This is a genomic window from Paludisphaera rhizosphaerae, assembly GCF_011065895.1.
Lineage (GTDB): Bacteria > Planctomycetota > Planctomycetia > Isosphaerales > Isosphaeraceae > Paludisphaera > Paludisphaera rhizosphaerae.
The window spans coordinates 68,061-88,007 of the sequence record NZ_JAALCR010000017.1; the positions used below are offsets into that span (position 1 = coordinate 68,061).

A 19,947-nucleotide genomic window follows, 5' to 3' on the forward strand; every position below is an offset into this window, starting at 1 on the left:
GACCCGGCTCCCGACTTACGGGGGGCTTATCGCTCGATTTTTCTCAGCGAGTACAGCCCACTTGTGAATAGCCTGGGCGGCAGCGGGCGCGCCGTGGCCTGCGCGATCGTCGGAGCCTGGTTGACTCTCGCGTTGACGGGCGCTGGCCGACGGCCGACGGGATGGTTCGATTGGGTGTGTCTGGCATCGTCGGCGGCCTTTGTCTCCTTCGTCGCGTTTTATCCCTTCGCGGCGTTTGTACGGAACTCCTGGTGAGAACCGACGGTAGGCTTTGGGGTCGAGGAGAAGCGTCCATGCCGGAAGAGGCCCCGCAAGTCGGCGCCGCCAGACCCGTCGTTGGCCACCGACATCGTCTCCGCCGACGGCCTTATCGCTTGATCCACCTCATGGCGATCACGGCGGCGGTCGCCTTGACCATCGGCCTGCCGCCGACGCTCGTGACGGTGCTCAAGAATCCGCGGGGGTACTGGTCGCCGCAGGATCGGGCGACGTACATCGTCGTGGCGGCCCTGGCTTTCTGGACGCCGGTCCTCGCTCTGATCGCGATGGCGCGGGGACGCGTGGAACTGCGGCGTTCGGCGAGGTCGTACGGCGGGGCGAGCGTGCTCGCGGCGACGGCGGCGATGACTTTGCTCTGCACTCGGGTCTTCCTGGCGACCTTGGCGTATGAGTTCCATCAACTCAACTGGTTCGGGCAGATTCCCGGCAAGAAAGCGACCCTCTGGCCGGGCTGGCCGCTTGAGAAGACGCTCGGCGCTCTGATCTTCTCGCATCCCGATTCGTACTTCAGCCCGCTCGCCTGGCGAGTCGTGGCCGAGGGAGCCGAGGGGATCGTCGCCGCGATTGTCGCTGTCTGGGTCGTGCTTGCACTTTCCGGCAAGGGGCGACGTCCAGTCCCTCTGTTTGACCAATGTTGTTTCTTCGTGGGCCTGGGCTGGGTGCTCTGGCTCCTTTGGCGTGACGTCGCCCCGCCGCTCCCCCTCTTCTGACGTCGGCGGACTTGCGACGATCCTCGATCGGATGGACTTATGTTGTATCCCAAGCGTCGATTTCTCTTCACGGCCCTGCTGGCGGCGTTCGTCGCGACGGCCCGAGCCCAGGTTCCGACCTCGGCCGAGCCCGAGGAACATCCTGCGTTCGCGAAGCCGGGGACGCCCCGACGTTCCGAGCGGATCCGCTCGTTCGACGTCAAACACATCCGGGCCGACCTGAAGCTGGATCTGGAGGCCGGGACCATCGCGGGGACTGTCGCCCACACCATCGCCCCGCTGCACGCGCCTTTGTCTCGGCTGGAACTGGATTGCGGGGCGAAGCTCAAGGTCGGACGCGTCACGATCGGCGCGGCGGGCGTTGAGGCGCCCTTCGAGCACAAGGGGGACGTGCTCGCGATCACCCTCGACCCTCCTCGGCCGCCGGGCGAGAACTTCGTCGCGACGATCGCCTACTCGGGGAAGCCGGAGCAGGGCCTGCACTTCGTGCCGCCGGACGTCGCCCATCCCGATCGGCCCAGGGCTGCCTGGACCCAGGGCCAGGCCGAGGAGACCCGTTTCTGGCTCCCCTGCTACGACGCTCCCAACGACCCGGCGACCACCGAGATGGTCGTCGCCGTCGCGAAACCGTACTCGGTCGTCTCCAACGGCACCCTCGTCGAGACGAAGGAGAACCCGGACGGGACGCGGATGTTCCACTGGAAGATGGAGCAGCCCCATTCGAGCTACCTCATCACCATCGCGGCGTCCGAATTCAACGCCTTCCGCGACACGCTCGGCTCGCTCCCCGTCGAGTACTACGTCCTGAAGAACGTCGACGAGGAGACCGCGCGGCGGTTCATGGGCAAGACGCCCAAGATGATCGAGTATTTCAACAAGGCCACCGGCCAGACCTACCCATACCCGAAGTACGCCCAGGTGTGCCTGCCGGAGTTCTACGGCGGCATGGAGAACACCTCGGCGACCTCGATGCCCGACCTGTCGCTGCTCGACCGCCTGGAGGCCCAGGAACGCAGCCAGGAATACCTGGTGGCCCACGAATTGGCCCACCAGTGGTTCGGCGACCTGATGACGTGCAAGGACTGGTCCCACCTCTGGCTCAATGAGGGATTCGCGTCGTACTTCGCCCCCCTTTTCACCGAACAGGATCAAGGCGAGGACGAATTCCGGCTCCAGATGCTCGGCGAGCTGGAATCGTACCTGGCCGCCGATCGGACCTACCGCCGACCGATCGTCGAATACCGATACGATAACGCAACGCAGCTCTTCGACGGCATGGCCTATTCCAAGGGCGCCTGGGTCCTTCACGCCCTCCGGGGCGTCCTGGGGGACGAGGCGTTCTGGAAGGGGATCAAGCGGTACGTCGCCGTGAACAAGTTCCGGAACGTCGAGACCGAGGACCTGCAGAAGGCCTTCGAAACCGCCGCCGACAAGGAACTCGGCTGGTTCTTCGACCAGTGGCTCTACAAGGCCGGGCACCCGGAGATGAAGGCGTCCTGGCGGTACGAGCCCGACGATTCGACGGTCCGCGTGAAGGTGGAGCAGGTCCAAAAGATCGACGACGAGACCCCGATGTTCCGCCTGCCGACGACCGTGGAGATCGTTGAGGCGCCCGGGAAGTCGCGGTCGGCCCCGATCGTGATCGATGGGCCGATCCAGGAGTTCGTCCTCCCCGCGCCGGTTGAGCCCAAGGCCGTGCTCATCGACCCCAAGGGATGGATCCCCAAGACGATGGCCTTCGATCGTCCCCTGGCCGAACGGCTTTTCCTGCTGGAGCACGGGCCGAACATCATGGTGCGGCTGGAGGCGGCTGAATCGCTGGCCGACGAGACGATCGACTCGCCCGAAGTTCGGGAGGCTCGGGCTTCGGCCTGGAAGCGCGAGAAGTCGCCGTCGGCCGCCGTGAAGATGGTGGAGACGATCGCCCGGGGCGAGGAACCGTTCCGTGCGGCGCTGGTCGAGGCCGCCGCGGCCGCCGAGCCTCGCGTTCGGGTCGAGGCCGTGACCGGGCTTTCCAGGTTGTCCCGCGACGGGGCCTCGGAGGACCTCCTGCGCAAGATTTGGGCCGATCCCGAGGCCCCCTACGGCGCTCGCAAGGCAGCGCTCCGCGGTCTGACGGCCTGGAGAGTGGCCGACGCCGAGAAGATCCTGAACTCCGCGCTGACCATGACCGTCGGCCGGCACACGCTGGCTTCCACGGCCCTCAGCCTCTTGATGGATCGGCCCGGTTCGCAGGCTCGCGAAATGGCCGCGGCGTACCTGGCACCTGGCCAGCCGCCCCGGCTCCGTTACGCCGCCCTGCAAGCGCTTGAGAAACTGGCCGAGGACGACGCCGCGCTCCAGGATCTGATCGTCCCCCTGGCCGAGGATGCCGACCGCAACGTCCGCACCCGCGCCTGGGAACTGATCCGAACTCACAGGATCAAGAAGGCGATCCCCGTGCTGGAGAAGCGGCTGCAAACCGAGGATTTCGGCTTCAACGCCGACGCGCGCGGCACGCTCGAGAACGCCCTGAAGGCCCTCAAGGAACCTGAATCGGCGCCCGAATCGGAAAAGCCGAAGGAGGACGACGCCCCGACCGTCGACCCGCTGTCCGACGTCCGGAAGCAACTCGACGCGATAGATCAGCAGATCCGAGAGATTCGCAAACGGCTCGACGAGCGCAAGCCCGAATGATCATCCGATCGGTTCGTCACTCACCGCCGAGCGGCTGCAGCGGCGGCACCTGCACGTTGCCGCTTCTTACCGGCGGTGAGGGCGTTCCGACCGTCCCGACCTTGTCCGGATCGATGTTCAGCGGGCTTGGTTCCAGGGTCGGCGCCGTTGGCAGCCGAACCTCGCTGGCCCTACGGTCGAAATGGCGGGGGCCCGAGCAGCCCGAGGCCAGGGCGATTGCGCCCACCAGCGCTGTCGTGCGGAAGAACGACGTCATCCCGGTCTCCTCCGTGAGAAAAGCGGACGGCTTCTCGCCGACCGGACGGCCCAGAATACCGCCCTCGCCAAATCCGCCAAGGCGAAAATCTTTCAAGATCTTGCCTCGAACGGCCGAGGAGTCCCGTATGAGCCTCACCAACGACCCCGATCAGTGGCCCTTCGACGACTCGCCCGACGAAGAGGTCGTCACGCTCGACCGGATCATCCGGGACGGCGCTCCCGTATTGCTGGTCGCTCATGACGACGACGGCTGGCAGTTCCTCGACGGCGAACACGTCTTCGAGGACGACGGCGTGGTCGTCTACCTGGGCGACATGATCCAGATCGACCCGACCCTCGCCGATCTGTCTGCGCTCCCCATAGGCTGGCACGCCCGCCGCGCGACTGTCGCCGACGAATGGCAGATGGCCGAGGGCGAGCCCGAAGTCGACTGAACCCTCTCAGGCCGGCGTCAGGTCTCCGCCGCTCAACGATCGAATCAAGTCCGCGGCGGCCTCGTGATCGGGGACGTTCGGCAGCGGGTGGAAGACGTGCCGCGATCTGCCGGAGGGGCCGGCGGGCTCCTCGACGATCAGGGTCAGCGTCGCCAGTCCGTCGGCACGCAGGATCGGGCCCGACCACGATTGCACGCCGGCCGTCCGCGCCAGGGGAATCACGTCGACGGGGCGGGCGCGGCCGTCGCGGCGGACCTCCACGCGGTCGGGGAAGATCAGGTACGACGTCCGCTCGCGCTGAGCGATCAGCTTCCAGTAGTGGAATGACCAGAGCGCGAGGAAGGCGACGCCGAAGGTCGTTGCCGCCCATGCCAGCGCGAAGGGGAGGTTGGCGTCCCCCCGGCCGCCGTTGAGGGCGTCGGCCCCGAGCTTCAGCGCGATCAGCGCGAAGAATCCCAGGAAGAGGGCGAAGCCCAGGCTGTGGATCGCCCCGATCAGGCCGAACTCCCTCGTCAGCGGGACGGGCCGCACCACGCGCAGGGGCTTCTCGTCGTCGGTCATGACGGGTCGGGCCTCGGGCCGGCAGGGATGACCCAGCAGGAATCGTGCGCAGTCATGCCGATGTGTGGATAATAGGTTCGGGCCTTGGGGGCGGCCAGCAGGATGAGCGTCGTCTGTCGGCCGGCCGCCTCGTGAGTCAGTCGAATCAACTCACGGCCGATCCCCCGGCCCTGGTAGGCGACGTCCACCGCCAGGTCTGACAGGTATGTGCAAAATTGTCGGTCCGTCAATGCCCGCGAGACGCCCACCAATCGGCCGTCGTCGCGAGCCGTCAGGATCACGTCCGCGTTCTCCAGCATGGCGAGGATCGCCTCCGGCCGGTCGACGGGCCGGCGCTCGGCGAGCGTGGAGCGGACGAGAACGTCGACGAACTCCTCGGGCGTGAAGCTCGGGTAGGTCTCCACCTGGTACGTCAGGGCCATCAGTGCGCCCCCTTCTTGTCGACGAACACGGCCGGCGCCATCTCCCAGGCTTTGGTCGAAACCGTCACCGGGCCGCCCTTGGCGGACACCGTCACCCCGAGCGCGTCCTTGCTTTCCGGGAAGATCTGCTGGGTGAGGCACTGGCGGCCGTTGGCGAAGACTTCCAGCATCGGGCCGTCCAGGAAGATTCGCAGGGTCAGCGGCTCGCCTCGCTTCAATTCCAGCGGGGCTTCGAAGACGTTTCGCGGCTTGGCGTAGTCGGAGCCCCGCAGCAGGCCGCCGGTGTCGAGCGGGCCGTTCGTGTAGACGACGTCCTCGCGTTTCGTCGACTTCGAGCAATCGATGGCCAGCGTCTTCGAGCCGGGGCGGTGGATGATCGTCGTCTTCTCGGAGCCGTCGGGCGTGCTGCGGACGGAGACGGCGAACTCGTCGTACTCGGCGGGCTTCAACTGCATCTCGATCTCCAGCGAGTCGCCGCGAACGCCGGGGACGACGGTCTCATCTCCGACCTTCAGGTCGGCGGGATGGACTTCATTCCGTCGCAGCCGTTCGAGTTCCGAGACGGGATTGATGGTCAGATTGCCTTCGGCGTCGAGGTCGATGACGCGGGGGAGGCTCTGCACGCCGGAGCCCGTGGCCTTCTGAGTGAGCAAGGTGCGCGGGTCGGTCACCCAGGCCCAGATGATCCGACGACCCTTGACGTCGCGCAGGCTCTCGGGGGCGAAGAACTGCCCGCCGGGCCAGTTCATCCGGACGTGCTTCTCCGGGAAGAAGTGCTCATTCTCGTAACGGCCGATGTAAAGCCGGCCGCCGACCTTGTGGCTGATGCACAGGAGCGCCCGCTTGTCGCCGATCCGGAAGAAGTCCGGGCACGAGCAATCCTCGCCGGTCGTCGTCCAGGAGAGATCGGGATGCTCGAAGAACGGTCCGATCGGCGTCCAGGAGGAGAGATCCTTCGACTTCATCGCATAAAGCGTGTCCTTGCCGTTGGGCAGCTTGTTGCCGCCCAGCAGGCAGAGGTAGTCGTTCCCTTCGAGCCAGAGGTAGGGATCCCAGACTGTGTAGACGCCGTGGCCGGGCTCGCCCGCCTTGGGCATGGGGATGATCGGGTTCTTGGGGTGTTTCTTCCAGCGAATGAGGTCGTCGTCCTCGGCGGTCGCCACGCAGACGCCGGCCTCGACGCCGAACCAGCAGAGCATGGGCACGCCGTCCTTGTTGACGAAGGCGTTGCCGCTGAAGATGCCGACGTCCTTGTCGCCGGGCTCGGGGACGAGGGCCGGCGGCAGGAAGGTCCAGTCGACCAGATCCGTGCTGACGGCGTGGCCCCAGCAGTGGCCCCCCTTCGGGAGCTTCGGATCCTGGTAAATGTACATCAGATGATACTTGCCGCGCCAGTAGATGCAGCCGTTGGCGTCGTACGGGCGGGCGAGCCCCTCGCCCGGCAGGGCTGTGATGTGGTACTTCGGCCAGCTTTCGGTCTCGCGAGTCCGCGTCGTCCCCAGGCCGCGACCGATCATCGCGAAGCCGCCGCCCAGGTGCAGCCGGCCCTCGTGGACGCCCGCCGGGCCCCAGAGGGATGCCGGCGGGAAAGTCCCCATCTGGTCCTCGGCCTTGCCGTCGGCGAACGTCCACCAGCCAATCGGTTTGGGGTCGGACGGCTGGTCGGGCTTCAACTTCGCAAGGGCCTCAGCGTCGAGCGCGACGGGGTAGATCCGCGCGTCCTCAATCCACCCCTGGAACGTCGTCCCGCCGCCCATCAACTCCAGATGCCGCAACCCCAGCAGCACGACGCTCGACGCATCGAAGGTAGCCGGCTCGGCAGCCATGTCGTACTCGGCGTAGGGCTTGGCGTCGCGATAGATCGAGACGTGCTTGCCCTTGTACGCGATTGCAACCTGCACGGCGACGTCCGGTCGGGTCACGGACTCGGGCCAGTTGGATTGGTTGGTCTGCGTGCGGCGGAAGTGCTCGCTGCCGGCCATCCAGCGAGATCGGGCGATCTCGCCGTAGACGATCGCGTCGAAAGGACCGCCGGGTCGCTGGATCGCCAGCGGGGCCGCGCCGGGCTGTTCGGGCTTCGCGGGAGCCGCCCAGACGACCAGCGTCTTGTCGCGAATTTCTCCGTCGGCGGCCAGGGTGGGGATCGGGGCGCAAGACCCCAGGAGCACGAGGAGCGTTGCGGCCCATCGGCCAGGTCGGGAGATCATCGCGGGTCGTCCTGTGCGGCGGTCAATTGGACGGGGAGAGGTCCAGCAGCGTGCGCTGACGACGACCCTTGCCTCCCTTGGCCGCGGCCTCGGCGGGTTCCGCATCCTGTTGCGTCGCGGAGTCGCCGGCCGAGAGCGGGATCGGGCGGAGCAGCGGGAAGACTTCGCGGCCAAGTTCGATCACGTGCGGGTGGCATGTGAGGAAGAGGACCTGGACCTTCCCAGAGATCTCGCCGAGCGCCCGCAGCGTGCGCCGGGAGCGGTCGTCGTCGAAGTTCGCGAGCACGTCGTCCATCACGATAGGCAGCGACTCCGCGCGACCGCAATAGTGCAGGACGTAGGCCAGGCGGACGGCCAGGTAAAGTTGCTCGCGGGTTCCGGCGGAGAGTTGACCGGGTTCCAGCACCTCGTCGTCGATGCGGCGGACCTGGAGAGGACCGTCGTCGTCGTCGGGCCGCTCAACGGCGACGTAGCGGTCGCCGGTCATCGTCTTGAAGATCCGCGAGGCGTCGCGGAGCATCTCCGGGCGGGCGTCCTGCTCGAAGCGGGCGACCGACTCCCTGAGCAGTTGCTGGGCGAATATCAGCGGAACGTAACGGTCGACGACGGCGGCCAGCCTGGCTCGCTGGGCGGAGACCTTCTCCTGGATTTCGGCCGCGTCGCCGCCGCCCCGTTCGTATTCGGAGAGGGCTCGACGCCGCGAGCCAACCTCCTGGTCCGCGGCCGATTTCTCGGCCTGAAGCTGGTTGTGACGTTTGCCGGCGCTGTCGCGATCGACCTGGAGGGCCGGCAGGTCGACCGTTTCGAGCCGGGCCTGGAAGGCGTCGAGCGACTCGGTTTCTCGGATGCGGTCGAGTTCCAGAGACTTGTCGCGAACGAGCTTTTCTAACTCGGCGATCCGCGCGGCTCGGTCGGCGACGGCGCGAAAGGCGTCGGCCGTTTCGACTTCGGCGACGGCGAAGAGGGCGTCGCGTTCGGCGGTCAGCCGGACCAGGATTTCGTCGAGCCTTGCGACCTCGGCGAGGGCCTCAGAGCGGGTGCGCTCCAGGTGCTCGCGGCGCTCGCGGGCCTGCATCGCCTGGGTCAGGCGGGCGTGCAGATCGGCGGCGGATTGCTCCGGCTCAGCGTCGGCCAACTCGGGGGCAAGCTCAGCGACGAGGGCCTGGACGCGCGGCTCGAACGCCGCCAACCGGGCTTCGTGGGCGGTGATCCTCGTCTCTCGGTCGTCGGCGGAGGCTAGCACGGAGGCCGCCTCGGCCAGGCCCTGGATCACCCGGCCAACCAGGGCGACGTCCCAATCGGCGGGGAGGCGGAGCCCGCTCAGCAACGCGGCCCGGCGGGCGTCCCAGGCGGGCGCTTCGGATCGACGGTTTTCAACGTCTTGATCGATGCGGTCGGCCTTCTCCCTGAGCCTGCGAACGGCCGTTTGGAGGTCGGCCCGCGTCTTCTCGACCTCGCGGATCGCGCGTTCACGCTCGCGGGCCGTCGCGAGCAGCAGGGACCCGGAGGCCTCGCGGCCCGTCTGTTCGGTCAGGCGGCGTTCGAAGGCGGCGATGCGGTCGGCGACGCAGCGGCCTTCCTGCTCGTTCTCAGCCAGCCGCGACTGGACGTCGCGGAGCTTGTCGAGCCGGTCGAGCCAGCCTTCCATCGCCTCGGGGGCGAGCGGGGCGAAACCACAGGCTGACCAGAGGGACCGCCAGCGCACGTTCGACGCCTCGGCGTCGGCGGTCAGGTCGTCGAGCGCCGCCCGGTCTCGACGGATGCGGTCGCGGAGGGCCTGCAACTGCTCGCGGCGAGCGACGGCACCGGCGTGGCGGAAGAGGTCGTCGGCGTAGGCGTCGGCACGGGCGACGGTCTGCGGGAAGGCTTCCACCAGGTCGGCCGAGGAATCGAGCCCGTGATCGGCGAGCCACGCTCGGGCCTCACCCTCAACGTCGCCGCCTTCGATGAACTTGCGACGGACGAGGTCCCAGGCCGCGTCGCGGCCCTCGCGCATCGCCTGCAAGACCTCGCGGCTCGGGAGGTCGCCCTCGGAGCCAGCCAGGTCGGCGATGGCGCGCAGCAGGGCGTCGGCGTCGTCCTCATCCTTCCTCAGCGCGGACTCGGCAGCCTCGATTCGGGTCGCGATCCGCTGGAAGTCCTGCTTGAACCGGGCGACGGCCTCACGCGGGGGTGCCGGCAGTTTGGCCGCGTCGATGGTCGGCTCGGCGAGGGGCGGGGCGAGTCGGGGCAGGAGGTCTTCGGCCTCGCGCTGGAGCCTGCGATGCTCGCCCCGGCGACGCTGGCATTCCTGCACGTCTTGATGATAGGCGTCGGCCTCGTGGATCAAGGCGGCCCAGGGGGCGACGTCCTCGGGCTCGCCCAGGGAGGCCAGTTCGGCTTCCTTTTCGCTCAGCTCCTCGGCGATTCGGGCTCGATCGTTGCCCAGGGTTTCGAGGGCCTTCGTCCGCGCGCCGCGCTCGGCAACGAGGCGGTCGAAGCGGTCGCGCTGCTCGGCGGTGAGGCGGAAGGCCCGGAGATCGTCGAGCGTCCAGCCCGGTGCGATCTCGGCCAGTCGGTCGGCGGCGTCCCGAGCGGCGGCGTCGCGGGCGCGGCGGTCTTCGGGCAATTCGCGGCGAGCTTCCCGGACGGCCTCGATGGCTCGATACAGCTCCTCGACGACCGCCCGGCGCTCAATGGGGCGGGGGTCGAACTGGAGGTCGGCAAGGGCCCGCGCGGCCTTCTCGGCGTCGTCGTGATCCTTGGTTCGCTGCTCGGTCAGGCGGGCGAAGTCGGCTTCCAGCTTGTCGAGTTGAGTGCGGCCGTCGGAGGGGAACCCCTCGGGGGCGGAGAGGCCTTCGCGCTCGCGGCGGGCGTCGGCCAGATCGCGCCAGGGGGCGTACGCGCGGACGAGCCTCTCGCGCAGGGCCAGGTCGCGGGCGGCCTCCAGCAGCTGCTCGCCGAGCGCCGCGGCTTCGGCTTCGGCCTCCTGCAGCTCGCGGCGACCCTGTTCGTAGGCCTCGCAGCGGATGCTCTTGCCTTTGACTTGCCGGCTCAACTCGGCCAGCTCGCCGAGGATCTTGTTGACCTCGCGGGTCCGGGCGGCGTCGGTGTAGAGATTCGACGCCTCCTTCTCGAGCGACTCCATGACCCGCTTGGGATCGGCCGCGCCGGCGGCCCCGGCGCTGAAGAGGACGGACTTCACGCTCTGGTCGGCCAACGACTTCTCGCCGGCGGCCAACTCCTCCAGGCCGAAGGCGAAGACGGAGCGGAAGAGGTTGGGCGAGGCGTTTCCCAGCAACACGCTGAACGAGGCGTCGTCCAACTCGCCGTCGCGGCCGGCGACCTGGCCGCTTACCGTCTTCTTGCGGCCCTTGCGACGGGACATCTCGACGAGCGAGCCGTCGTCCAGCGTGAGCGCGGCCGAGCCTTCCATGCGGCCGTTGGCGGCCGAACCGAAGGCGTAGGGCGTGCGCTCGGCGAAGCCGAACAGCAGCTCTCGGACGAACTCCAGCAGGGTGGTCTTTCCCGCCTCGTTGGGGCCCAGGATCATCTGGACGCCGGGGCCGGTCAGGTCGAGGTCGAGATCCTTGAAGCGGCCGTAGGCGCCGACGCGGAGCGAGCGGATCCTCATGCGTGCGCCTCCGTCGTCAGGCGGTTCAGCAGCTCGTCCTCGGCAATCCGGAGCCAGCGCGCGAGGTGCGCCGGATCGTCGAAATCGATTTCGGCGTCGTCCTTCAACTCCAGCGCGACCTTGTTCGCCAGCTTGCGGACGTGCCCACCCAGCGTGGCCAGCGCCTCAGGGTCGGATCGAACCACGTCGATGGATCGGAGCAGGTCGCCGACGACGTCCTTCCCCAGGCGGAGGCGGTTGCGGTCGAGCGGGTGGTCGGTCTCCAGCTTGATCTTCTCGACCCAGAGGTCGTCGGCGACCTCGCCGGGAAGGGCGCGAAGCTGGGCGATGGTCTCAAGCCGTTTCGTCTCGTCGCTGAGCGTCCGGTGGGCGCGGCAGCGACCCTTGAACTCCAGCCGGACGGCGGCGAGTCGGCCGTTGGAGTCCTCGGCCACCTGATGCAGCCGGACCCGCGCGGCGTCCACCAGTTCATCGACGCCGTCCTCGGGCGCGAGCGTGATCGCCTCGCGACGCCAGCGCAGGACGTCAGTCGATCGGAAGGCCACGGAGGCGACGGACCCGTCCTGGATCGTCGCGACCATGCACCCCTTCGCTCCCGTCTCGCGGACGTGGCGGCCCTGGGTGTTGCCGGGATAGACGATGAACGGCCCCTCGTTGAGGATCTCGCGCTTGTGGATGTGGCCCAGGCCCCAGTAGTCGTAACCCTTGGCGGTCAACTCGCCCACGGAGCAGGGAGCGTAGCTGTCGTGGTCGAGCGAGCCGGTGGCGTTGGTGTGCAGCAGGCCGATGTTCACCAGGCCCTTGATCGGCTTCGGGTAGCGCGGGACCAGGTTCTCGGTCAGCTCGCGTTTGGGGAAGCTCATGCCATGGACGGCGACTCCCAGGTCCTCCAGGACGACGGTCTCCGGCTGCTTGCAGTCGAGCAGGTGGAGGTTCTCCGGCCAGGGGACGCGGTAGCTCATCTCGTCGCGCGAGTCGTGATTGCCCCGGATGACGTAGACGCGAATCCCGTGCTTGTGAAGCACCCGCATCTGGGCGGCGGCGAACAGGGCCGTGTTGAAGTCGTTCCAGTCGCCGTCGAAGAGGTCGCCGGAGACGATCAGGAACTTCGCCTCTTCCTCGACGCAGACGCGGACGAGGTTCGCCAACGCGGCGCGAGTGGCGAGCCGAACGCGCTCGACGGGGGCGCCCGCGTAGTGCTCCAGCCCGCGGAGAGGGCTGTCGACGTGGAGGTCGGCGGCGTGGACGAACTTCATGACGCGACGATCCCTCGATCCCTGACAACCTATTCCGGGCGCGACGGAGCCGTGCCGCTCCTCGGCGGCCTCCTCAGTCGATATTGTACTTTTGTCCCCCGCGAGGGGAGGTCAATCGGCGCGGATTTCGAGGCGTCGTCGTCGTTGCGACCGTTGCGAGCGGATCAAGGGGCGGGGTCGCGAAGTGGTTCGTTTCGCTTGTAGAGGTCGAGCCGGGAGCGGGCTCGGGAGCGGGAATCGGGGTCGCGTAGAAGTTCCAGGGCCTTGGTCTGGTGGGCGACGGCGTCCTCGAACCGGCCGAGTTCGGCCTCGGCGGCGGCGAGGGCGGCGAGGGCGTGGGGCTCGACGTCCCTGGTCAGTTCCCGGGCGTGGTCGGCCAGGGTGCGGGCGCGGGCGCCGTCGCGGAGCTTGGCGTCAGGAGCGGCGGCCAGCAGCCGGGCTCGGTGCGTGGCGGCCACGGCATCGTCGGGGTCGACTCCCAGGGCGGCGTCGAGGTCGGCGGCGGCGGCGGCGTACCGCTCCTGGAACAGTCGGACGATGCCTCGGCCGGTGTGGGCCGAGGGGTAGCCGGGATCCTCCTGCAGAACCTCGTCGTAGTCGGCGGCGGCGGCGATGAGGTCCCCTTTCTGGGCGAGGGCGCGGGCGCGGCCGTAGCGGGCCTCGATGAGCCGGGGGTCGATCTCAAGGGCTCGACCGTAATCCTCGGCCGAGAGGGCGTACTCATGCAGCTCGAACAGGCAGGTGGCCCGGCCGAGATGGGCCGAGGCGTCGTTCGGGGCCACATCCAGGGCCTTGTTGAAGTCGCCGAGCGCGTCCAGGTGGCGCCCTTGGTCGAAGGCGACGGCGGCGCGAGCGTCGTAGGCGTCGGCCAGACGGGGGTCGAGGCGGATGGCGCGGCTGAAGTCGTCGGTCGCCGCGGCGGACTCGCCCCGGGCGCGGCGGAGGTCGCCTCGACTGAGGTAGAACAGGGCGCTGGAGGGGTCCAACGCCAGCGCCTGGTTGTAATCGGACAGGGCGGCGTCGTACTCGCGACTTCTGGCTCGGGCCTGGGCGCGGGCGAAGTAGGCCAGTGAGTCCTTGGGGTCGGCGGCGACGGCGCGGTCGTAGTCGGCCAGGGCCTCGGTCGGCTCGCCTCGGACGGCGTGCAGGCGGCCCCGGCCGATGTAGGCGGCGGCCAGCTTGGGGTCGAGCGCCAGGGCCCGGTCGAAGTCGGCCAGCGCTCGCTCGCGGTCGGGGATTTCGGCCCAGGCGGAGGCGCGGTCGAAGTACGCCAGGGGGTCTTTGGGGTCCAGGCGGATCGCCTCGGTAAACGCCTGGACGGCCAGGGCGTATTCCTTGCGGACGTGCAGCGACACGCCCCGATTTCGTTCAGCGCGAGCCTTCGCCGCATCGTCCCCGGCCCGCGTCGGCGGCGCGAAGGCCGCCGCGGCGAGCAGGACGAACGACGGGAGGAGTCCTCGGGATCGGGGGCGCCTGGGCATGGTCGACGTCCGTTTCGGGGTTCTCGATGGTGTCAGTCGCCGTAGCCGTTGGGGTGGCTTTCATGCCACTTCCAGGCTGATTCGACGATCGGGCGGATGCTGGTGAAGCGGGGGACCCAGCCCAATTCGCGGCGGGCCAGCGAGGCGTCGGCGATCAGCGCGGGGGGGTCGCCGGCTCGAGGAGGGGCGACGACGGCCGGGATCGGCCGGCCGGTGACCTCGCGGCAGGCGTCGATCACCTCCTTCACGCTGGTTCCGTGGCCGGTTCCCAGGTTGCAGCGGAACTCGGTTCCCGGCCCGAGCTTCTCAAGAGCCGAGATGTGCGCCGAGGCCAGGTCGTCGACGTGGATATAGTCGCGAATGCAGGTGCCGTCGGGAGTGGGGAGCTTGTCGCCGAAGATCGTGATCTTCTCCCGTTGGCCGAGGGCCACCTGGAGGACCAGCGGGATCAGGTGCGTCTCGGGGTCGTGGTCCTCGCCGAGGTCGCCGTCGGCCGAGGCCCCCGCGGCGTTGAAATACCGCAACGCGGCGTAGCCCCAGCCGTACGCCTTGGCGTAGTCGGACAGCGCGCGCTCGATCACGAGCTTCGTGTAGCCGTACGGGTTGATGGGGTTCTGGGGCTGGGTTTCGCGGATCGGGACCTCCTGCGGCTCGCCGTAGGTTGCGCAGGTGCTGGAGAAGACGATCTTGGAGACGCCGGCCTCGCGCATGGCCTCCATCAGGCTGAGCGTGCCGACGATATTGTTACCATAGTACTTGGCCGGGTCGGTGACCGATTCTCCGACGTAAGCGAAGGCGGCGAAGTGCATGACCGCGTCGATCGACTTCTCGCGGAGGACGGCGACGACCTTGTCCCTGTCCAGCAGGTCCCCCTCGATCAACCGCCCGGGGGCGACGGCCCCGCGATGGCCGAAGACCAGGTTGTCGTACACCCAGACTTCATGGCCGGCCTTCGACAGCATCCGGGCCGCATGCGACCCGACGTAACCAGCCCCCCCCGACACGAGCACGTTCATCGTCTGACACTCCGTTCCATCCAAGACCCAAGTCCCGAGCCTCTGAGTTTACCCGAATTCCCCTCGCGCCGCCGCATTCGGGAGCCAGCCCCCAGGCGGCTCCATGACGTGATGCCGAAATGAAACGCAAACGCCGCCCGGCCGGCGAGCGGCAGGCGGCGTCATGGTGGGAGCTTCGGAAGGCCGGCGACGTGTCGGCGTCAGGGGAGCGGGGGCGTCTTCGCGTCGTCGCGGACTTCGAGCGGTTCGGGGAGGCTTCTGACCTCGCCGATCGGACTATTGGAGTAGATCGCGAAGATCGTGGAGGGGACCACGAGGGGGACCGGATTGATGGTCGTTCGCAGCCGCCACCCGTCGAAGGAGTTGGTCCCGGCGCCAGCCCGGGCCTGGCCGATCGAGAGGGGAGTCGTACTCCCCGGGACGTTGCCGAAGACCTGGATCCGCTGTTGCGAGCCCGCGGGGATCGGCGCTCTCCCCGTGAAGACTCCTCCCCGGATCTCGAAATCGATCGCCCCCCCTCCAATCCGAGCCTGAGCCCGTGTGACGCCGACTTGCGGATTGATGGTATCGACGAGGATTCCCGGAGACGGAGAGTCCGCCACGATCTTGAAGCCGATGAAGCGCTTGGCGCCCCCGACGACGCCGGGATAGCCGTCGATGCTGATCGGTGTGTCGACGGGAACATTCGCCAGATTCACTGGGATGCCGAACTCGTTCGTCGGTGTCCAGGGGATGAGCCGCGGGTCGTTCGAGTCGTTCGGAAGGGGGATGGCAGGGACGCCGTTGACGGTCAACACTCCGTTCGCAAAAGGCGCCGTCAGAGGCCCCAGCAGCAGGCTTTCGGGAGGTCCCACCTCCAGGAACGGATGGTATTCGAATGGGAGGCCGAGGGCCGGGTCGGGGATGCCGGTCGTCGGATAATCCACGACGAGCGAGTTGACGTCCGGGTTCCCGGCCTGATCGGCGCCGTAGACGTAGTTGCCCACCACGATCGCGGTGGCGCCCTTGAAGCCGGCCTGACCGAGGCCGAAGAGAGAGGGCGGCAGCGGCGGCTGCCTCGTCGCCGTCAATTCCGCGAGCGACAGATTTCTCTGAAGGGTCGGCGTGCGGAGGCGTCCACTGGTCGCGGCCCGTGGCTTGACCACCACCTTGACCCCCAGAACGTGGAAGACCGCGTCCCCGTTCACGATTGTGGGGTCATCTTCGATCTCGCCTTCAAGTTGGGCCAGGATTATGGGCATGCGACGTCTCCTCTGACGAACGGGCGGACGCGGAATTCCGGGGGGTGAGCGGTCAAGGCTGCGGCGGCGCGGACATCTCGGGCTCGGTGTGGTCGGGGAAGCCCTTCGGCGAGGACTCGGCGCCGCCGGCGCCGACGGCGTTCACGAGGATGATGCGCTCGCTGAACTGGTCGTCGTAGCCGTTGACGACCCGGATTGAGGGATGGTCGAACGGGGCCTTCTCGTGCTCGACGCGGCAGTCGGTCAGGCACATCAGGAAGAAGACCAGGGCCAGCTTTTCTTCCTCGTCCATGTGCAGGCGGAGCATGGCCGGGGCGAGGTCGGGGTTGTGGACGGGGTCGGCGGGGACGTCGCCGCCGCAGTCGTAGAAGTCGACGACGTCGACCAACGACTGGAGCCGGCCGTTGTGCATGTAGGGGGCGGTCAGCGACACGTTGCGGAGCGTGGGGGTCTTGAACGATCCCCAGAAGGCCAGCTCGTTGTCGTGAAGGAGCGGCTTGCGACGACCCTCGGAAGACTCGTCCTGGACCATTGCGCGGGAGCGGGCGAAGAAGTGGACGTCGGCGCGACGGGCGTCGACCGAGTCAAAGGCTTCGCCTTCCGGTTGATTGGGTTCCTTGGGCGTGGCTGGCTTGAGCAACGGAGAGTTGTTCCAGTTCGGTAGATTGCGGTGCCACGAGAGATCCCGAGGGTTGGAGGCGCGGGAGTCGGCGTCGGCGTCGAGGGGGTTCTTCCAGGGCCCTTCGCCGATCCTTCGCGGCTGGTCGAGGAACATTTGGCTGGACCTCGACCGCCCTTTCCTCATCTGATAAGCAACCCCCGGGGCGCCTGCGGAGGAGTACTTGGGAGCCGGGCCGAAAGCGACTTGCGCCTTCGCATCGTCGGCCAGTTTTTGTTTAGACGAGTCGATCCGAGCCTCGGCCATCGTCCGGGTCATGGAGCGGACCTGATCCTGGAGCTTGGCGACCTTCTCCTGTGAATCCCTCTCATTGGGCTTGGTCATGGCCATGACGGCTTCTCGGGTCCGGCGGGGCGCGACGACGCCGAACCTGGAGCGACTCATGCGATCGAACGCCTCCAGTTCGCCCTCAACGATCCGCTCGAGTTCGGCCTGCGAAATCCCCGGGGCGCGATTTCGTTGGTCGGCGATGAGAGGCGGGAGTTTATCCAGGAGGTTCTGGAAGGCCTCGAGCAACTCATAAGGGTAGTTCGGCTCCGGCGCGTTCAGCTCAGTCCATTCGCCGCCGCCGCGGTCGTAGCGGGGGAGGCCGGCGCCGATGACGTAATTGGAGACGTCGTAGAAGGCGTAGGATCCTCGGGCGAGCGGGCCGCTGATCGGCAGTCGGGGGCGGATCGCGGCAAGCGTCTGCGGGATGGGCATGAGCTCGACCATCACCGGGACGCCGATCAGGCCGGCCCGCGCCACGCGCTCGTCCTCGCGGAAGAAGTGACGGTTCCCGAGCCGTTCGACGAACGTCTTCTCGAACGTCGTCCACTCCTTCGCGACCAGTTTCGCCAACTCCAGGCAATGGCCGGGCTCGTCGGTCGGGTGGGTCGTTTGGCGGGCGGTCCGGAACGGCTTGAGCAGGTCGTTGACGGACCGGGCCAGGGCCGCTTCGTCGCCGCCGTCGCGTTCGCAGACGTCGATGAAATCCAACAGTTCGCGATCCAGGAGCGGCTTGCCGCCGTCGGCGAGGGTGGAGCCGATCCGCTCGAGGACGCGCTCGCGGGCGCCGACGTACTTGAAGGCGAGAGCGTCGCCCCGCGAGTCGGGCAGGAGAGCGTTGGAGACCAGGCGGCCGATCGGGAGGGGCTTCAGGGGCTCATTCTCTCCTTGATCGCCGCGGAGATAGACCTCGCTGAACAGCGGGCCGTCGTGGCAGTCGACGCATCCCCGCGACAGGAACGACCGCAGCCCGCGCTGAAAGACCTCGGGCCCAGAGTTAAACGCGAACCGCGGCGTGGCCGGCGGCGGCTTCGGGTTTGTCGTCGACGCGACGACGGGGGGCGTCTCTCCGGGGATGCAGTTCTCGGGTGAACGGGCGAGGCTGTGGACGCGGTCGATGTAGATGGGTTCCAGCTGGCTGCGCTTCTGCCGCCAGAGGTTTTCCACCTCATCGCCGGAGCCTCGGAGCATCCGGTCGTAGGGGGATTCGTTGGAGATCAACGTCGACTGGTAGAGCATCAGGCTCAGACCCCAGTAGAGCGAGAAGTCGGCCTGCATCAAGGTGCCGGTCACAGGCGTTTCGCCGGCGTCGTGGACGGCCAGCAACAGGGGGACCTTGAAAGCGGTCCTGGTCTCGGACGATGCGTCGATCTCGTCGCACCATTCGGGGCGGAAGGCTTCCTGGATGAGTTCGCGGTAGGTCTTCCCCAGCCCCGGCTTGTCCTTGGACCAACCAGCTCCGCGATGTCGACTGAAGACCGAATCGTCCTCCGAAACCATCTGGAAGCCGAGCACCTCGGCGTCGAGGAGCTTGTACGCGAGGTCGTGGAACGTCCGGCCGACGTACGACATTTCCACGTCGTTGACGATCGGGCCCACCGCCTGCGACGCCAGCGCGGCGCGAGGGATGGCGATCCTCGACTTCATGGGCGCCTGGAGTCGGCCCTGGGCGTCGACCCTGCGGACGTAGAGGACTTCGCTCTCGTCGAAGTCGCCGAAGATCGAGAAGCCGTTGAAGGTGGACTCGGCGCGGGAGTCGTGGAAGAGGCGGTCCGCGAACGTCGCATTCATGACGCTGGGCGCGTTGCGGGTGGTGATCTGCCGGAAGGCGCGCGACTGGCCGGGCCTCTTGTCGACGAACATCGACCATTGAGGGGGACGCCGGAATCCATGGGGAGAGCGAAGGACGGATTCCTCCCGCCACCAGGTTCCTTCGGGTGACTTCTCCTCGACAAGCCTCGTAAAGACGCGGGGCTCAACCCCCTGGGAACCGACGATCAGCGACAGCGGCGTCTTGCGGCGGTCCTCGTCGCAGTCCTCCGCTTCGTCTTCCTCGTCGTCGGCGTCGAGGCCCGGAGGGCGGCGGCGGACGTGGGGAGGGAAGCCGCGAGGTACGGGATTCTTGAGGTCGCTGGGGTGGTCGATGCGCAGGGTCGCCACGCCGGCGGCGTCCTCGGGGGCAGGCGGCGGGGCGGGGGCGTCCGTCAACCGGCGCGACTCCTGGTTGGCCCGGATCATCTTCGCGAGGCCGTCGACGGGCTGTTGCTTCTCGCCGAAGCCGAGATCCTTGTGGTCCTTGTCGAGACAGTATTCCTTCCAGCCGACGTAGGGGATGCGGGCGGTGTTCGTATCGCGGGGGTCGGCGCCGAACCGGTAGTGGCACGAGGCGCAGGCGGTGCCGACGAACTTCCCGTCGCCGATCCGGCGGAAATCGCTGCCGGCCTGCATCTCCCAGAAGAACGCCTTGCCCAGCGCGACGGCGGCGTCGGCGTCCTTGATGAACTGGGCCAGATCCGGGCGCTTGACGACCCACTTCGTCGGCCGGCTCTTGTCGTCGCGCTGGACGGCCTCGACGTAGGGGCTGACGAGCTTTCGCGGGTCGAAGTCGTCGATCAACTCCTGGATGCGTCGCAGCAGTTCCGCCTCCTCATGGCCGACGAGGTGGCCGCCAGTGGGGGCCGATTCGCGGGCGCCGGCCCTGGGCTGGGGCGACGGCGTGGTTTTGCTACTCGACGCCGGCTGTTCAGACGGCGTCTGGGCCGGGACCCGGGCGACGGCGAGGGCGGCGATTGCAGCGAGGGCCAGGCCCGCCGCGGCGCGGCTGCGAAGGTTCATGGTCGGTCGGCT

Annotated in this window: 13 protein-coding genes; 3 read left to right on the top strand and 10 right to left on the bottom strand. The window is 68.0% G+C overall.

The annotated features are described in order from the left end of the window. Positions 1-293: 293 nt before the first annotated feature. Positions 294-989, top strand: coding sequence for a hypothetical protein (locus G5C50_RS21170; protein ID WP_165072676.1), 696 nt, complete (start codon positions 294-296; stop codon positions 987-989). 39 nt (positions 990-1,028) lie between these two features. After that, entirely contained in the window at positions 1,029-3,665 is a 2,637-nt protein-coding gene (locus tag G5C50_RS21175; protein ID WP_165072678.1) for a M1 family aminopeptidase, read from the top strand. Positions 3,666-3,681: 16 nt separating this feature from the next. On the opposite strand, the gene G5C50_RS21180 is transcribed toward G5C50_RS21175, so the two are convergent. After that, positions 3,682-3,921 carry a hypothetical protein gene (locus tag G5C50_RS21180; protein WP_206107792.1) on the bottom strand — a complete coding sequence of 80 codons (240 nt, stop codon included), beginning with the start codon at positions 3,919-3,921 and terminating at the stop codon, positions 3,682-3,684. 127 nt (positions 3,922-4,048) lie between these two features. Here G5C50_RS21180 and G5C50_RS21185 point away from each other — a divergent pair, with 127 nt between their 5' ends. After that, positions 4,049-4,357, top strand: coding sequence for a hypothetical protein (locus G5C50_RS21185; RefSeq protein ID WP_165072682.1), 309 nt, complete (start codon positions 4,049-4,051; stop codon positions 4,355-4,357). Between the two features lie 6 nt (positions 4,358-4,363). Here the strand turns inward: G5C50_RS21185 and G5C50_RS21190 are convergent, their stop codons facing one another. The 9 genes from G5C50_RS21190 to G5C50_RS21230 form a co-directional block, all read right to left on the bottom strand. Further along, complete coding sequence (locus G5C50_RS21190) at positions 4,364-4,918, bottom strand: PH domain-containing protein (RefSeq protein ID WP_165072684.1); 555 nt, start codon at positions 4,916-4,918, stop codon at positions 4,364-4,366. Beyond that, the gene (locus G5C50_RS21195; RefSeq protein ID WP_165072686.1) at positions 4,915-5,340 is read right to left on the bottom strand and encodes a GNAT family N-acetyltransferase; all 426 of its coding nucleotides are present in this window, start codon (positions 5,338-5,340) and stop codon (positions 4,915-4,917) included. Before G5C50_RS21195 ends, G5C50_RS21190 begins: the two co-directional genes overlap by 4 nt. Next, positions 5,340-7,547 (bottom strand): GH32 C-terminal domain-containing protein, encoded by a 2,208-nt coding sequence (locus tag G5C50_RS21200; RefSeq protein ID WP_165072688.1) that lies wholly within the window; start codon positions 7,545-7,547, stop codon positions 5,340-5,342. Before G5C50_RS21200 ends, G5C50_RS21195 begins: the two co-directional genes overlap by 1 nt. A 22-nt stretch (positions 7,548-7,569) precedes the next feature. Further along, on the bottom strand, positions 7,570-11,160 hold the full coding sequence (locus G5C50_RS21205; RefSeq protein WP_165072689.1) for an AAA family ATPase: 3,591 nt from the start codon (positions 11,158-11,160) through the stop codon (positions 7,570-7,572). Further along, positions 11,157-12,416 (bottom strand): metallophosphoesterase family protein, encoded by a 1,260-nt coding sequence (locus G5C50_RS21210; protein WP_165072691.1) that lies wholly within the window; start codon positions 12,414-12,416, stop codon positions 11,157-11,159. Before G5C50_RS21210 ends, G5C50_RS21205 begins: the two co-directional genes overlap by 4 nt. 164 nt (positions 12,417-12,580) lie before the next feature. After that, complete coding sequence (locus G5C50_RS21215) at positions 12,581-13,897, bottom strand: tetratricopeptide repeat protein (RefSeq protein WP_165072693.1); 1,317 nt, start codon at positions 13,895-13,897, stop codon at positions 12,581-12,583. 32 nt (positions 13,898-13,929) lie between these two features. Continuing rightward, positions 13,930-14,913, bottom strand: coding sequence for a UDP-glucose 4-epimerase GalE (galE, locus tag G5C50_RS21220; RefSeq protein ID WP_165072695.1), 984 nt, complete (start codon positions 14,911-14,913; stop codon positions 13,930-13,932). Between the two features lie 200 nt (positions 14,914-15,113). After that, positions 15,114-16,154 (bottom strand): hypothetical protein, encoded by a 1,041-nt coding sequence (locus G5C50_RS21225; RefSeq protein ID WP_165072697.1) that lies wholly within the window; start codon positions 16,152-16,154, stop codon positions 15,114-15,116. Between the two features lie 52 nt (positions 16,155-16,206). Next, a complete protein-coding gene (locus tag G5C50_RS21230; RefSeq protein ID WP_165072699.1) occupies positions 16,207-19,935 on the bottom strand; it encodes a cytochrome c peroxidase in 3,729 nt (1,242 codons plus the stop codon). Positions 19,936-19,947: the final 12 nt, after the last annotated feature.

Excerpts from the sequence above, each read along its gene's own strand:
- G5C50_RS21170 (WP_165072676.1), top strand. The coding sequence starts at position 294 with ATGCCGGAAGAGGCCCCGCAAGTCGGCGCCGCCAGACCCGTCGTTGGC.
- G5C50_RS21175 (WP_165072678.1), top strand. The coding sequence starts at position 1,029 with ATGTTGTATCCCAAGCGTCGATTTCTCTTCACGGCCCTGCTGGCGGCG.
- G5C50_RS21180 (WP_206107792.1), bottom strand. The coding sequence starts at position 3,921 with ATGACGTCGTTCTTCCGCACGACAGCGCTGGTGGGCGCAATCGCCCTG.
- G5C50_RS21185 (WP_165072682.1), top strand. The coding sequence starts at position 4,049 with ATGAGCCTCACCAACGACCCCGATCAGTGGCCCTTCGACGACTCGCCC.
- G5C50_RS21190 (WP_165072684.1), bottom strand. The coding sequence starts at position 4,918 with ATGACCGACGACGAGAAGCCCCTGCGCGTGGTGCGGCCCGTCCCGCTG.
- G5C50_RS21195 (WP_165072686.1), bottom strand. The coding sequence starts at position 5,340 with ATGGCCCTGACGTACCAGGTGGAGACCTACCCGAGCTTCACGCCCGAG.
- G5C50_RS21200 (WP_165072688.1), bottom strand. The coding sequence starts at position 7,547 with ATGATCTCCCGACCTGGCCGATGGGCCGCAACGCTCCTCGTGCTCCTG.
- G5C50_RS21205 (WP_165072689.1), bottom strand. The coding sequence starts at position 11,160 with ATGAGGATCCGCTCGCTCCGCGTCGGCGCCTACGGCCGCTTCAAGGAT.
- G5C50_RS21210 (WP_165072691.1), bottom strand. The coding sequence starts at position 12,416 with ATGAAGTTCGTCCACGCCGCCGACCTCCACGTCGACAGCCCTCTCCGC.
- G5C50_RS21215 (WP_165072693.1), bottom strand. The coding sequence starts at position 13,897 with ATGCCCAGGCGCCCCCGATCCCGAGGACTCCTCCCGTCGTTCGTCCTG.
- galE (WP_165072695.1), bottom strand. The coding sequence starts at position 14,913 with ATGAACGTGCTCGTGTCGGGGGGGGCTGGTTACGTCGGGTCGCATGCG.
- G5C50_RS21225 (WP_165072697.1), bottom strand. The coding sequence starts at position 16,154 with ATGCCCATAATCCTGGCCCAACTTGAAGGCGAGATCGAAGATGACCCC.
- G5C50_RS21230 (WP_165072699.1), bottom strand. The coding sequence starts at position 19,935 with ATGAACCTTCGCAGCCGCGCCGCGGCGGGCCTGGCCCTCGCTGCAATC.